18 protein-coding genes are annotated in these 13,475 nt (G+C 25.9%); 12 read left to right on the top strand and 6 right to left on the bottom strand.

All coding sequences use genetic code 11. From position 1 onward, the window contains the following. Window positions 1-36 precede the first annotated feature (36 nt). From CRV03_RS09035 to CRV03_RS08990, 10 genes are all read left to right on the top strand, one after another. Complete coding sequence (locus tag CRV03_RS09035) at window positions 37-240, top strand: AlpA family transcriptional regulator (RefSeq protein ID WP_129084817.1); 204 nt, start codon at window positions 37-39, stop codon at window positions 238-240. Between the two features lie 154 nt (window positions 241-394). Next, on the top strand, window positions 395-1,114 hold the full coding sequence (locus CRV03_RS09030) for a helix-turn-helix domain-containing protein (protein WP_129084816.1): 720 nt from the start codon (window positions 395-397) through the stop codon (window positions 1,112-1,114). A 215-nt stretch (window positions 1,115-1,329) separates the two neighbouring features. Then, on the top strand, window positions 1,330-2,019 hold the full coding sequence (locus tag CRV03_RS09025) for a hypothetical protein (protein WP_129084815.1): 690 nt from the start codon (window positions 1,330-1,332) through the stop codon (window positions 2,017-2,019). Beyond that, window positions 2,006-4,624, top strand: a complete 2,619-nt coding sequence (locus CRV03_RS09020; protein ID WP_129084814.1) for a hypothetical protein — start codon at window positions 2,006-2,008, stop codon at window positions 4,622-4,624. Before CRV03_RS09025 ends, CRV03_RS09020 begins: the two co-directional genes overlap by 14 nt. A gap of 18 nt (window positions 4,625-4,642) precedes the next feature. Beyond that, window positions 4,643-4,843, top strand: a complete 201-nt coding sequence (locus CRV03_RS09015) for a hypothetical protein (protein ID WP_129084813.1) — start codon at window positions 4,643-4,645, stop codon at window positions 4,841-4,843. 2 nt (window positions 4,844-4,845) lie between these two features. Further along, window positions 4,846-5,106, top strand: coding sequence for a hypothetical protein (locus CRV03_RS09010; RefSeq protein WP_129084812.1), 261 nt, complete (start codon window positions 4,846-4,848; stop codon window positions 5,104-5,106). Window positions 5,107-5,276: 170 nt separating this feature from the next. Continuing rightward, window positions 5,277-6,743, top strand: coding sequence for a hypothetical protein (locus tag CRV03_RS09005; protein ID WP_129084811.1), 1,467 nt, complete (start codon window positions 5,277-5,279; stop codon window positions 6,741-6,743). Between the two features lie 13 nt (window positions 6,744-6,756). After that, on the top strand, window positions 6,757-6,999 hold the full coding sequence (locus CRV03_RS09000; protein ID WP_129084810.1) for a hypothetical protein: 243 nt from the start codon (window positions 6,757-6,759) through the stop codon (window positions 6,997-6,999). A gap of 264 nt (window positions 7,000-7,263) precedes the next feature. Further along, on the top strand, window positions 7,264-7,740 hold the full coding sequence (locus CRV03_RS08995) for a hypothetical protein (RefSeq protein WP_129084809.1): 477 nt from the start codon (window positions 7,264-7,266) through the stop codon (window positions 7,738-7,740). A gap of 45 nt (window positions 7,741-7,785) precedes the next feature. Next, window positions 7,786-9,000, top strand: coding sequence for an IS256 family transposase (locus CRV03_RS08990; RefSeq protein WP_099333690.1), 1,215 nt, complete (start codon window positions 7,786-7,788; stop codon window positions 8,998-9,000). Window positions 9,001-9,077: 77 nt separating this feature from the next. Here the strand turns inward: CRV03_RS08990 and CRV03_RS08985 are convergent, their stop codons facing one another. The 6 genes from CRV03_RS08985 to CRV03_RS08960 form a co-directional block, all read right to left on the bottom strand. Beyond that, window positions 9,078-9,293 (bottom strand): GDCCVxC domain-containing (seleno)protein, encoded by a 216-nt coding sequence (locus CRV03_RS08985; protein WP_099333689.1) that lies wholly within the window; start codon window positions 9,291-9,293, stop codon window positions 9,078-9,080. A gap of 12 nt (window positions 9,294-9,305) precedes the next feature. Continuing rightward, window positions 9,306-9,734: a copper chaperone Copz family protein gene (locus CRV03_RS08980; RefSeq protein WP_099333688.1), complete on the bottom strand. Its 429-nt coding sequence runs from the start codon at window positions 9,732-9,734 to the stop codon at window positions 9,306-9,308. Then, entirely contained in the window at window positions 9,734-10,339 is a 606-nt protein-coding gene (gene merTP / locus CRV03_RS08975) for a mercuric transport protein MerTP (protein ID WP_099333687.1), read from the bottom strand. Before merTP ends, CRV03_RS08980 begins: the two co-directional genes overlap by 1 nt. Window positions 10,340-10,342: 3 nt before the next feature. After that, a complete protein-coding gene (locus CRV03_RS08970) occupies window positions 10,343-10,690 on the bottom strand; it encodes a metalloregulator ArsR/SmtB family transcription factor (RefSeq protein WP_099333686.1) in 348 nt (115 codons plus the stop codon). Between the two features lie 241 nt (window positions 10,691-10,931). Beyond that, complete coding sequence (locus CRV03_RS08965) at window positions 10,932-11,378, bottom strand: hypothetical protein (RefSeq protein WP_129084808.1); 447 nt, start codon at window positions 11,376-11,378, stop codon at window positions 10,932-10,934. Between the two features lie 111 nt (window positions 11,379-11,489). Further along, window positions 11,490-11,795: a hypothetical protein gene (locus CRV03_RS08960; RefSeq protein ID WP_129084807.1), complete on the bottom strand. Its 306-nt coding sequence runs from the start codon at window positions 11,793-11,795 to the stop codon at window positions 11,490-11,492. A gap of 184 nt (window positions 11,796-11,979) precedes the next feature. Here CRV03_RS08960 and CRV03_RS08955 point away from each other — a divergent pair, with 184 nt between their 5' ends. Then, window positions 11,980-12,627, top strand: coding sequence for a hypothetical protein (locus CRV03_RS08955; protein ID WP_129084806.1), 648 nt, complete (start codon window positions 11,980-11,982; stop codon window positions 12,625-12,627). Between the two features lie 2 nt (window positions 12,628-12,629). Continuing rightward, window positions 12,630-13,373 (top strand): hypothetical protein, encoded by a 744-nt coding sequence (locus CRV03_RS08950; RefSeq protein ID WP_129084805.1) that lies wholly within the window; start codon window positions 12,630-12,632, stop codon window positions 13,371-13,373. Window positions 13,374-13,475 lie beyond the last annotated feature (102 nt).

The raw sequence follows: 13,475 nt of genomic DNA, 5'->3' as shown, positions 1-13,475 counted from the left end.
AATTATGATATAAGTATCAAAATTGAAAGGATAAAAATGAGTATTAAGCTTTTAAAGAGATTAGAAGTACAAGAAAAATTGAAGGTATCAACCCGTAAATTTTATGGCGATATTGCAACTGATAAAACTTTTCCAAAGCCTTTTAGATTAGCAAATACAAAAACTAAACTATATTCTGAAAATGAAGTTGATGAGTGGGTTAAATTACAAATGGAAAAAAATAGAATAGTAGTAAATTAAACTCATCTCTCTTAGCGGTTCCCCAACTTTTAAGAGAGTGAGTAATTAAAACCACGTGAAGGCATTAATTAAGTTAATTATACTACATTTGAAAACAATCTTCAATAGTACACTTCTGCTTAATTAAAACAGTTAATTTAGAAAAGGAATAATTATGTCATTAAAGGCAATGACTATTGTATTTGAAAGTGTATTACCTCATGCACCAAAACATATTTTAGTAGCAATTGCAGATTTTGCAGATGATAGTGGATATTGTTTCCCTAGTTTGAGAACATTAAGATATAAAACAAGCTTTAAAAAGACAACACTTGTTTATCACTTACGGGCAATAGAGAATATCAAATTAATTCAAAAAGTTAAAAGACAAGCGAATAATGGTAGAAACACATCATCCGCTTATATTATTAATTTAAAGAATATTGAAGAAAAATATACGTTTAGATATAAAAATTTAACACAAAAAGAAGAAAAAGAATTAGAGTTAAAGATAAAAGAAATTGAAGATTTATATCAAAAAAAATATCAAGATGTTAGAAATTATAAAGCTGAAAAAAGCAATCGAAAGAATAAAAAATCACAAAGTGAACAATACAAAAAAAGTAAAAAAAGGGACGTAAGTTCACAAAGAGAACAAGCAAAAAAAATAGTTTGCGTGAACAACTTGAATCATCAATCAAATATAGATGAAGAAGAACTAAACAAAAATTTTGAAAACTTCTATGAATATTTAAATTCGATAGGTGTAGTAGCTACAAAATCAATTCATATGCACAAGAACACAATAAAAGTGAAACTTCTTGAGGGAGATAAGTTTACTATTCAAAATTATAAGAATTTTAAAACCAAATCAACTGCTCATAATACTGCTTAGGCAACTTTAATGGTGCTAAATAACTACAAGGTACGCAGTACCCACATTTTTGATAAATCAAAAATCGTGGAATAGGGTTAGAAATTTTAATTTTATGGGTAAGCCAATTATTTATTCATAAAATTAATTTTCTTTAATCATAGACCAACTGGAGCGTAAGCGAAAGGCGGTAGCAAGCGTTTGCAGTGAAATTTTAACTATCTAAAAGTTTTGCTATGTCGCTTGCCAAATATTGGGATTATAATATGGATTTTAAAAAATATAAGATTAGAGTAAATAAATATCCTTATTTGCTTTGGTTAGGCTATACAACTGATATAGATTTAGATTTTAAATATATGAAAGCAGTTAGTGAAGTTGCAGAATCAAAATTTAAAAAAGTTGATCTATGGAAAGTTCTTCTAATGAAGTACGGTGTTTTTATGTTAATAATCTTTGGATTATTTACATATCCAAAAGAGCTTTTAGATTTTAAAATATTTGGTGCTTCTTTGGTATCAGTTATTATCGGTGGGTTTGTACTTATTAAATTTCCAAAATACTTTATGAAGTTTTTATTTCTATTGTTAGTGGGTGGATTCTTAGTATTTTATAATTATATACAAATTGGTGTGTATGTAGAAAGCTATGCAATGTATGCTTCTCAAATAATCATATTAGCTATTTTAATAAGAGATATAGTTAAAAAGAAATATGAAAACTATTATTACTTAAAAGATATTAAAAAAGTAAATAAAGTAAATCTAACAAAACAACACAATAGACCACTTATACCTCTACTTCCAAGAGTAGATTCTTTTGGTTGGCAAGGAAAGGGATTATTAAGAGTTAAAAGAGGGTTCAATTTAGGATTTAATTTTAGTGTAGGTGGATATTTTATGAGGATTGAAAATGAAGTTGAATAAATTAATTCTAATAGGCTTATTAGCCTTAAACTATCTTTTTGCAAGTCAAACTCCAAATGAAGTTATAAATAGCTTTGAAGACACTTTAAATCAAAAAGAGAGTTATATAAAGTCATATCCAAAAAGAAATAGTTGTTATTACGAGTGTCCTATTTTGAAAGATGGATATTTTTCAAGAATTGCAAATATTGATATTGAAAGAGGTGAAACTCAATGTTATGTGTATGATAGTAAATTAGCTGATAAAATAATTGCAAGAGTTTCAAATGTAAATCAATCTTGTAAAAGTGAATATAATAATATAAAAATTCAACCTTTAGAATCTAAAACAAATGAATCAATGAGTTTACAAAATTTTGAAGATCTAAAAAAGATTGAAGAAAAATATAAAAACTATAGTAACGTAGGTACTAATCAAGAATTCGTAAATCTTTCAAAATATATGATCGCTGGTTTAACTGTAGATGAAGAAATTATTGATGTACCAAGTACTATAAAATATAACCAAGTCACTTTAAATGCTGGATATACTTTATACCCAAATTCAATTGTAGTGAATGAAAATAAATCATTACTTGATGAATTAAAATCAATAGTAAATTTTGTTAGAACTTCCTTCCAAGAAAGCTTAGGAATAAATGTAAAGGAATCTCAATCTGATACAAATAATACAAATACTTCTATTGAAAATAAAGATTTAGTAAGTAGTGTAAAAGGTTTTTTAACTAACTCAATAATATTTATTATGAATTTTCTAAATGAATATAATGATGTAATGCTAATAGGTAAAACTTTCATTTTATTTACTATAGTTCCAATAACTATAGGTATGGCAGTTCTTTCAAAACTAACAAAATATGTAAGTAATGTTAGTGATTTTGATGATATAGCAGAAAGAATAATATTAGGTGTTGCAACTATGTTTATATTTTTCTTTTCAACAAGTAATATTAAAGTTGATGATAAAGATAACAAAATATCTCAAACTAATTTCCATCAAATGATCAGACCAGTATTCTACAAAGGTTCTTATTTAGCAGATTTAGCAAGTTCAAGTGCTACTAATGCATACCTAAAATATAAGCTTAGAGACATAGGTTTAGCTCCTGTTTCTACAATAAATGAAATAAGCTTAGAAAAAGAAAAAATAAACTATGAACAAGCTAAGTTAATAAGCTTGTTAAATACTTGTTCATCTATTTATAATACAAAAGCTTTAAAACAGTATATGAGTATTCTAACAGGACTTAATCAAACATATCCACCAAGTGAAAATCTAAAAAGATATAGTTCTCAAATTGCTGGTGATACATATACTAATTTTTATAATACAAGCTTTTTAAAAAATGAAAGTTTTATAAAAATGAATGGATTATATTCTGTTAGTTCTTGTTACCAATTTGAAAGAAAATATTTAGAGAATAAAACAGAATTAAAATCATTAAACTATTTAATTAAATCATATCAAAATGCAAAAGAAAATGATGTAATTAAAAAGCAAGTTGAAATAATAGCTAATATGCAATATAGAAATAATGCAGAGCTAGGTTTTACAAGTTTACCAATGTTAGCAACAACAAGTTTCTTCATTGATAATATAGGCTTAAAAGGTAGTTTTGAAGAAGAACAAAGAGAACAGACAATAAAAGACTATAGAAAAAGTGGTGGTTATGAAATTGGTGCTATAGCAGAGGGTGAAGGATGGATAGATTCATCTATTAATTGGTCTTTTTCAAATATACCTTATGTACTTGTTCCTGGATTTGATTCTATTCAAAAGTTTACAGAGACTATATTGTCACCTTTAAAATTGTTTCCTACTAAGCTTATAAGCTTAGTAAATGATGTTAGCAATAATGTTCAATCAAAAAATACAAATATCATAAATAAAGGCAATAATTCTAATTCTGTTCATTCAAAAATTACCAATAAAAAGCCTGTAAAACAAAACTCTTTATACACAATGGCTTCTAATTTTAAAAGCTTAGTTTTGGGAACAGTAGCTGATATGGCAGAGGGAATAATTGACGCTTTAATAAAAATATTATCTGTATTTCTAGCTATATTAATTATTAAATATTTAATTTCATATTTACCAATTATAGCTATTTCTACAGCTTCTTTTATGGTTATATTTTTCTACTATTTTATGATTGAAATTTATTACTTAGCAGTTCCATTTATGATAGCTTTTGCATTTTCAACTAATCAACTAGAACACCTTAAAACATTTATGAAAGTAGGTTTAACACTAGCTTTTAAACCCTTACTAATTGTGATATCTATCGTAATGGCATTATTTGCAAAAGAATTTTTTGAAACAATAAATGTGATGTTAATAAATCTACAATTCGAGCCAATGTATGCACTCAATGAAGCTTCTAGTTTTTCTATTGGTAGCTTCTTTGATACTTTAGGTTTGGTGACGATTAAAGGTTTTCTATTGATTGGAAACTCAATTATAGGTGTATTTGTTGTTTTCTATCTAGTTTTTAATGGTGCAAATATGATTTTAGACATATTTGGAATAAGAGAAGCTGTTTCAGAGAATCAAGTTATAGGGAATGTAGAAGGGAAAACAGCTAGATGGCAAAATCCAATTTAATCTAAAAGGAGTAGGGCAATGAGAGTAAACAATAGAAACAATAGATTAATGGCAATTCAAAAAATGTATGGGATAGTACCTGTAGTCACAAAAAAGGTACTTAAAGTTTGTGGCGAGGAGTTTTCAGGTTGGTATATTCAAGGATATCCAACGTTTGGTGATTTAATGAAAGATTTATCATTAAATCAAATAGAAGAAATTTATGATTTAGGAATATAGAAATGAAAAAGATTTTATTAGTAGCAGTAATAGTTAGTTTTGGATTTGGTGTTAATTTTGATGGATATAAATTAACAAAAGATGAAAATGGAAATTTAATGGTGAATGGTAAAGTAATTGAGAAAAAGCTAACAGAAAAAGATAATTTAGAAATAGAGATTAACCAGCAAGATTTATTGATTAAAGAATTAATAAAACAAAATAAATCTCAAAAAAAAGTTATTGAAGCTTTAGAAGAAAAGCTAAAAAAGATTGAGGGGTAGAACAAAGAAAAATCATAAACCCCTCGTGGGTTAGCAATGATTTTCAAATTTCATCCTTTAGGGTGTTAATTTGCAAATTAACACCCCAACTATGTGAGGTATAAATTTGCTTTTCTTTTAACCCACAAGGGGTATGAGAAAAGTTTTAGAATAAAACTTAAGGGGTAACAATGGCAGTTTCTAAAAGTAGTTTTAATTTTCAAAAAGCAGACTTACAAAGAGCCGAAGAACACAATTCAAGAACTTCAAAAATTACATATCTTTTAAAACATATTGATTCTAATAAAGTAAATGAAAACAAAAGATATATGGACTATGACAAATTTAAAAAATTAGCAATTGATTCATACAAACAAAAACATAATCAATCTATGCAGAAAAAACAAGTTGATAATCTATTTTTAGAAGCAGTGATAAATTTAAAAGAAGAACATAATTTAAAAGATATTGAAAAACTCTTTACAGAACTTAAAAAAGAGTTTATAGGATTTGAATTACTTGATGTCTCTATCCATAGAGATGAAGGAGTCTTTTTAGATAGTCCATATCCTGAAAATGAATTAGTCTATGACAGTATCAATTTAAAATGGTATCACGATGATTTAGATGTTACAGATGAGATTATTGATTATAAACCAAGTAAGGATATCTTTTATAATGAAGATACAAAAAATTGGTATTTAGATAAAGAATTTAAAATAAAAGCTGATATGTCAAAGTTACAATTAAAAATGAATTATCATGCACATACTATATTTTCTTTATATGATTTAGATACTTGTAAGAGCGCAAGATTAAGCAGAACTCAAATGTCTTTACTTCAAACAAAAGTAGCTGAGTTTTTAAAAATGGAAAGAGGAACAGTTTGGAGCAAAACTAAAAGAAAAAATCATTTTCAGATAAAAGAGGAACATGCAAAAGTTAGAGAACAAAAAATAAAAAAGAAAGCTTCTAATAATGATTTAAAAGAGATTATTAAACAACAAAGAAAAGAACTTCAAAAGTTAGGTGCAAAAAGGGAAGAACATGCAAAACTTGAAGCTTTACATAAAAGCTTAAAAATACAATTAGAAGATGATAATTTAAGTATAGAAGATATTGAAAATATTGTTAGTAATGCTTCATATTTTAAAACTGAATATGAAAAGTTAAAAATCAAAATTGATGAAATTATTAATGAAAATATTGAGTTAAAAGAATCTCTTAAAGATGTAAAAGATGAAGTTGAAATATACAAACAAGTAATTAAAACTTTAGAAGCTGATATTGAAAAACTTAAAAATAAAAGTACAATGTATTTAAATTTAAATGCAGATGTAAGTAAAGAACTAAAACAAGCTAAGTTTACTTTAACAAGCTTATATAATGAACTTGAAAAATCAAAAGAATCTAATAAAAATCTTCATTCAGAGAATAGAGATCTAAAAGAATATATACAAGCTTTAGAAATTGAAAATGATAAGCTTAGAAAAGAAAATATAAGCTTGTATCAGACTATTGATAATATGGATGAAAATTCACATCAAAATATAATGAGTAGAATAAAGCAACATACAAATAACTACCAATCAAAAGCAGAACCTTTAGAAGAAAGTTCAAATCAAAATAACACTAAAAGAAAATTTAGAAAAAAATAAAAAGGAATAAAAAATGAGTTTAGAAGATAAAGAGAATAGTCAAGAAGATTTTATTAGTAATGAGGAACATAAAAGTAGAATGGAAAGAATAAAAGCTTTTGTAAGTAAAAGTAGTATAAGAAATAGTCCTATTGTTAATATAGGTAATGGAAGTGAAGAAAAAGAGTCAAATGCAGAGACTTTTAATAGTGATAATAAACTAAAATTAGAGCCTATTCCTGATACTTCACATCTCAAAAAGAAAGTTAATAGATAAGAAATATTGATTTTATCCTGTTAATATATTAATGATTACTCAATATTGATAATTTCGTTAATATATTATCTAGACAATATAATATATTAATTGGATATTATTAAAAAATAGCTATTTGTTAATATATTAGTTGGACAAATAGTAAAACATAATATTTTAAAAGGATTACTTGTTATAAATAACAAGTAATTTAAGTTGTTAAGTAGTAAAAAGTATATAAATACTTGATATTTGTAACAAGTAATAAAATGAAAGTGATAAATTATGAATAATAAACAGATAAAAGAAATATTCAATGTAGACAAAAAAGAGGTTAAAAAGTTTAATAAAAACCTCTATCAATTATTAGAAAATTTAGACTACGAAGTGGCAAAAGAACTTACTTTAAAAAGAACTAAAGAACAATATATAAAAGTGTTAGAAAATGAAAAATATTTTACTTCTTTGCTAGATTTTGAAGAAGAATTATATCCAATGCTTCTAAGTAGAAACTATTTCTTGTGGAAAAGGTATGCAGAAGATAAAAGCTTATCCAAACAGGCTAGAATGAGAGGTGCATATTTATATAGCTACCTAACTAGAAAACCCTTAAAATTAAAGTTTGATGTAAATAGTTTTAAGGATAAACCATCTTTTTACCATAATAATAAAACACCTGAAATTGATGGTATAGCTAAAATGTATGGTTTAAAAAATGGACTAGATAATCTAAGATTTAATCAATTTAAAAGGGAGTGTTAGAAATTCCGTGTCAATCTGATAAAATTAAAATATCAAGGATTGACAATGGAAGAACAATTTGACTTCGATGAAGTTTTAAAAGAATTTAGAAGTGGAAAGAAACTTACAGGTAAAGGTGGACTTTTATCTCCACTTATAAAACAACTCACAGAAGCAGCTTTAGAAGCTGAAGTGGAATCGCATATTGCTAATGATGTTCTAAATGGAAATAAGAACAGAAGAAATGGTGTCAATAAAAAAACTATCAAAGGCACCAGTGATGGAACCTTTGAACTTGAAACCCCAAGAGACAGAAATGGTACCTTTGAACCTCAAATAGTAAAAAAGCATCAAACTACAATCTCAAATGAAATAGAAGAAAAAATACTTTCAATGTATGGACTTGGAATGAGCTATAATGATATATCATCTCACATTGAAGAGATATATAACGTATCTATATCAACAGCAACCATAAGTACAATTACAGACAAAATTATATCAAAGGTTAAAGAGTGGCAAAGCAGACCACTTGATTCAATTTATCCCTTTGTATGGCTTGATGCTATTCATTATAAAATAAAAGATGGTGGTAAGTATGTATCAAAAGCCGTTTATACTGTTCTTGGAGTTGATATGGAAGGGAAGAAAAATATATTAGGGTTATATCTATCTGAATCTGAAGGAGCCAATTTCTGGCTTAGTGTTCTAACCGATTTAAACAACAGAGGATTAAAAGATATACTCATTGCTTCTGTTGATGGTTTAAAAGGCTTTCCTGAAGCTATAAAGACAATATTTCCACAAACTGAGGTACAACTGTGCATTATACATCAAATTAGAAATTCGATAAGATATGTGGCTTCTAAAAATCATAAAGAATTTATGTCTGATTTAAAACCTGTTTATCAAGCGGTATCTAAAGAAGTAGCCGAGCAAGAACTTCAAAAGCTTGATGAGAAGTGGGGTAAACTCTATCCTATTGTTATTCAATCTTGGCAAAATAAATGGGAAAATCTATCTGTGTACTTTAAATACCCGCCAGAGATTAGAAAGGTCATTTATACGACCAATATTATTGAATCTGTACATCGTCAATTTAGAAAACTGACTAAAACCAAAGGAGCATTTCCTAATGAGAATTCACTTTTAAAACTGCTCTATATGGGAATACAAAATGCTACTAAGAAATGGAATATGCCTATGTGGAATTGGAACCTTACCCTCTCTCAATTGGCTATATTTTTTGAAGGCAGATTGGAGGATGAACTTAAAATTTAAAAGATTATATGAAGTATTAATATATATTTTTAATGTTATAAAATTACTAAATTCTTAAAGAGCGTTTTATACTCTCTTTAAGAAGTAAAAGTGCTGTTAGTTTGTTTTTGAATAGGAGGACAAGGAACGGTTCCATAGGAACAGAAAACACAACAGTCTTCTCCTATTGGTCTAATAACTTCATTACAATTTTTACATTGATAAAAGAATTGACATGCATCAGTTGGCATAGTCTCTTCTTCTTTATGTCCACACTTAGGACAAGTGATTATTGATTTTAACTGAATTTCCATAACTTACTCCTTTTATGATAACTCTTTAATAACCTTTTTGACATCCTTTAGACAACATTTTCCAGATGGATTTTGATGTTCACAATCACACCCAATACTATTCATTTTTCCAGAAATATCTTCAATGGCATTTGTTTTACCAAATTTACTTATTTCATCAGATATTTTCTCTTTTGTCCAATTAAAACAGTAACAAACTGTTTTAGGACTTGACCATTCTTTTATGCCAACTTCTTTTATTAAATGCTCTTGTTTAATTATCTCATTAGGTTTAAAATAGATAACTTCACAATTTGGAGTTTGGCAATAAAAGAAGTCTTCAATTGATAAAAGTTCTTTTATATACTCATTTTTAACTAAAGATTTAATGGTAATAGGCGATACCTCTTTAGCTTTGTCTTTACAAATGGGGCAGACGTCTTTTGTATAAAAACTTAACATCAATTATCCTTTTCAATTTTCTTATGCGTAGTAGATGTAAAACCTGTTGTATCAATTGCCTTTTTAATATCTTCAATTGTTGTTTTACTACTATCAAACTTTATATTTGCATTTCCAGTTTTATATGATATATCTAAATTAACTATACCATCTTGTGTATGTATTGCATTACCAACGGTAGCCTCACAAGCTGGACAAGTCATATCTGAAATTTTCACATCATATGTAACTATATTTTTTTCTTGTACAATCACAACATCTTTTTTACTATCTTCTTTTATAAAGTAATCTCCATAATAAGGAAAAGAAATCGTTACAATTGCAAATACTGTTACTAAAGATAAGAATGTTTTTGTTCTTACAAAACTTATTTTCTCTTGGGTTTCACACTCACAAGAAATTTCTTCTTTTGGTTTTAGTTTTTCCCACCAAACATAAGCTAATACTAATACAGTCAATCCTATAAAATAAGGTCTAAATGGGTCTAACCAAGAAAATGTAGAAGCTAAACCTGCTGAACCTGCTAATACAGCTAAAACTGGAGTAATACAACACAAGGAAGCTCCAAGTGAAGCAATAATACCTGTTAGAATTTTTTTATCCATAACTTACTCCTTAATACTGTTTTCAAAAAAGTGTTTAATATCATCATTAATAAAATAAAAGATAGTTGCTCCATCTCTTACATTATCAATAACATTACCATCTTTTAATTTTCTTAAATGCTGTGAAGTTGCTGATTGACTGATATTTAAAATATCACTAATATCACAGACACATAACTTTTCATAATTAATTAATAAATAAACAATTGAAAGTCTGGTTTCATTACCTACTAAAGAGAATATTTCACTTTTCTTTTTTAGTAAGTTCTTCTGCTCTTTTATTAAATCCTGTGCCTGATTGATTAGTTCATAATCAACTTTTTTTCTAATACATTGTGGGTTTATATTCATAAGATTCCTTTCTTATTTAAACATATTATAATATTCTAATATGTAGAGTTTGTGTAGTTGTAAAGAAAAGTAATTAAAGGATATAATTTTTTAAAATCTTTAAATTTAAGTTTGGATATGATAGGATTTCCATATCAGATTTTAAATTGACACGTAATATTTAACGGTCTCATTTAAAAATACAGGGAGTTTTTAACGGTCTCCTTGCCACTCACCTGTAAGTTTTTATACATTTTATAAATTATTTGTTGTTTCTTTTATACTCTTTAAAAATTGTTTTAATAATTCCATTTTCCTCTATTTCTTTTGATAATTCAAAATTACCTTCGTTTCTTATTACTATTGCCATACGAGATCTCATTTGCTTAATAAAAAAATATATCCATAAAAATATTCCAATACCAAATATAATTGGCACATAAATATGTGGATTTATATTATTATCATTTGCTTTACTGTTGATTTTATATTCTTTTGAAGTACCAACAAATGCTCTTTCTTGACTATTCCCAAATTTAAAATAATTAATATTCTCATTATTTTTATTTGTGTTGTTATTCACATATTTACTAGTATTAGATTTATTATATAAATCAATAAAGTAACTCATACTATAGGTAAGACCACACATTATCGTAAAAGCTATAAGAAAAGAAGCCAATAAACTTCCAAGAAATATTTTTGTCATTTGATATCCTTCAATTTAAAATATAGAAAACTATATAACTTTATATAGTTTTCCAAATTTTTTATATTATTTTATGTATTAGATACTTATTTGTAATTTTATAAAATAAGTTTATTCTCTATTTTTTAGTACTTCACAAATTTCTCTGTAATCTTCTCTTATTGCTTTTTCTAAGTCCGATTGTTCCTCAATTGATAAATCTTTTTGTGGTAAGCTATCAAATAAATCTTCATGTTCCTTTTTTAACCTTTGTAAATCTTCATTAGAAAGGTCATTAAATGTTTTATTTACTTCTAACAAAGTGCTTACTAAATCTAAGTTTACTTTTGCCTGTGGCTCTGTTTTTTTTACTATTATGCTTTCAAGATTAGAATTATATTGATAGTCTGTTCCTGTTGCTAAATCATTTTCATACATATTTATCCTTTTTAATAGTTTTAAAATTCTTTTACTTTATAGTTTTTACTTTTTTAAGCTTGTATTTTTTCTATAATTTTTTCTTTTTTTAACAATTTATTATAACAAAAAGTATTCAAAAAATAATTTATAATTCAATTAAATTTTTATATAATTAAATTTAAATATATTACAAGGTTAAAATATGGCATTAATTAATTGTGAAGAATGTGATGAACAAATAAGTGATAAAGCTTATAGCTGTCCTCATTGTGGAAATCCAATGACGCAAAAAGAAAGTAATATCTTAAGTGAAAAAATAAATAATGAAAACACAACAATAAATAAAAAAGATGAAGAAATCAAAATTATTGGTGATGAGTCTTTAATTGAACCAGGTTTAGGTTTTTTTGGCGGAGCAGGCGGCTTTATTCTATTTCTGGGTTTTTTAGGTTTATTTGAAGGAGAAATGCAAAATTTTATTATATCTATAATAATTGCATCTATTTTATTTTTTATTCAAAGTAAATTTTCAAAAAAACCAAAAGAACGATATGCTAGGAGTTTAGAAGTATATAAATATTTTAAAAAGAAGTTTCCATTATTAAGTGAATTTGTACCAGAAAAACATGATACCTTAGATGTAGTAAATCTTAAATCTAAAGATTTTGATAGAATTATGTTTAATTTATATAAACATGCTTATAATTTAAATGCTGATGCAATAATAATTAATAGTGATAATGTGTCAACACATGTAAATGGAAGCATATCTTCAAGAAGTGGAGGAAGTGTTTCAAGTACAAATATACACCATCTTAATGCAACAGTTGTGAAGTATAAAGATCTATGAAGATGAATAAGAAAAAAGAATACGTATGCACACCTATTGAAAAAGTAATTGATAACAAGATTCAAAAAAATATTTCTATAGATTTTTTGTATAAAGTAATTGCATATTTATTAGGAGTTGTTTTTTTCTCAATTTTTTGCATATTGCTATTTCAATTTACATTAGATAAGTTTATAACTTTACTTGCTCCATTAGGAATTATACTGTCTGCATCAATTGCTTCTTTAAGTGTTTTAAAGAGTATAAATAATACAAAGAAAATAGAATTAAGAAAAAGAAAAGAAAAAGAAAAATCTATCAAAATTAGAATGAAAAGCTATTTATTGCAGCTTTGTACCGTAATTAATTTGTTTGAAAAGTCTTATGTTGACACATATAGTGAAGAACTTATTGCAACTAAAAGTTACTATAATTTAATATCATCTCTTTTAGTAAAGGATTTGATTTTTTTAAGAGAAGCATTTATTAATGACACTGAAATTTTTTCAAGTAAGTATAGTTATGATATCTCTCATTTTATTGTACTTTTTAATGATTTTGAAACTTTACATAAATTGGGAATTGAGAATATTGGTGATAAAAGGATATCTCTTAAACAAGGTATTACAACTCAAGATATTCATGAATTACTTAATGAAATAATAAAAAAGTATAATTTAAAATTAAGTTTTGGTGCTTCAGCTTACAATAAATGTTTCATTAATCTAAAATTAGTAGAAGAATATGAAAAACTAAAAAAAAGTTAGAATAAATAATTTATTTTCTATATTCAGTAAATAAAAAGATTTTATTTAACGGTATTTAATACGGTACTATAAAATAGCTACATTACTAAAGTATCCATAAAA

Origin of the sequence: Arcobacter sp. F155 (assembly GCF_004116455.1) — a bacterium.
GTDB lineage: Bacteria > Campylobacterota > Campylobacteria > Campylobacterales > Arcobacteraceae > Halarcobacter.
The sequence above is the reverse complement of the archived record's forward strand: the minus strand, read 5'-3'. Positions and strand labels throughout refer to the sequence as shown.

Coding starts and splice junctions, on each gene's coding strand:
- CRV03_RS09035 (WP_129084817.1), top strand. CDS start 37: ATGAGTATTAAGCTTTTAAAGAGATTAGAAGTACAAGAAAAATTGAAG.
- CRV03_RS09030 (WP_129084816.1), top strand. CDS start 395: ATGTCATTAAAGGCAATGACTATTGTATTTGAAAGTGTATTACCTCAT.
- CRV03_RS09025 (WP_129084815.1), top strand. CDS start 1,330: ATGTCGCTTGCCAAATATTGGGATTATAATATGGATTTTAAAAAATAT.
- CRV03_RS09020 (WP_129084814.1), top strand. CDS start 2,006: ATGAAGTTGAATAAATTAATTCTAATAGGCTTATTAGCCTTAAACTAT.
- CRV03_RS09015 (WP_129084813.1), top strand. CDS start 4,643: ATGAGAGTAAACAATAGAAACAATAGATTAATGGCAATTCAAAAAATG.
- CRV03_RS09010 (WP_129084812.1), top strand. CDS start 4,846: ATGAAAAAGATTTTATTAGTAGCAGTAATAGTTAGTTTTGGATTTGGT.
- CRV03_RS09005 (WP_129084811.1), top strand. CDS start 5,277: ATGGCAGTTTCTAAAAGTAGTTTTAATTTTCAAAAAGCAGACTTACAA.
- CRV03_RS09000 (WP_129084810.1), top strand. CDS start 6,757: ATGAGTTTAGAAGATAAAGAGAATAGTCAAGAAGATTTTATTAGTAAT.
- CRV03_RS08995 (WP_129084809.1), top strand. CDS start 7,264: ATGAATAATAAACAGATAAAAGAAATATTCAATGTAGACAAAAAAGAG.
- CRV03_RS08990 (WP_099333690.1), top strand. CDS start 7,786: ATGGAAGAACAATTTGACTTCGATGAAGTTTTAAAAGAATTTAGAAGT.
- CRV03_RS08985 (WP_099333689.1), bottom strand. CDS start 9,293: ATGGAAATTCAGTTAAAATCAATAATCACTTGTCCTAAGTGTGGACAT.
- CRV03_RS08980 (WP_099333688.1), bottom strand. CDS start 9,734: ATGTTAAGTTTTTATACAAAAGACGTCTGCCCCATTTGTAAAGACAAA.
- merTP (WP_099333687.1), bottom strand. CDS start 10,339: ATGGATAAAAAAATTCTAACAGGTATTATTGCTTCACTTGGAGCTTCC.
- CRV03_RS08970 (WP_099333686.1), bottom strand. CDS start 10,690: ATGAATATAAACCCACAATGTATTAGAAAAAAAGTTGATTATGAACTA.
- CRV03_RS08965 (WP_129084808.1), bottom strand. CDS start 11,378: ATGACAAAAATATTTCTTGGAAGTTTATTGGCTTCTTTTCTTATAGCT.
- CRV03_RS08960 (WP_129084807.1), bottom strand. CDS start 11,795: ATGTATGAAAATGATTTAGCAACAGGAACAGACTATCAATATAATTCT.
- CRV03_RS08955 (WP_129084806.1), top strand. CDS start 11,980: ATGGCATTAATTAATTGTGAAGAATGTGATGAACAAATAAGTGATAAA.
- CRV03_RS08950 (WP_129084805.1), top strand. CDS start 12,630: ATGAATAAGAAAAAAGAATACGTATGCACACCTATTGAAAAAGTAATT.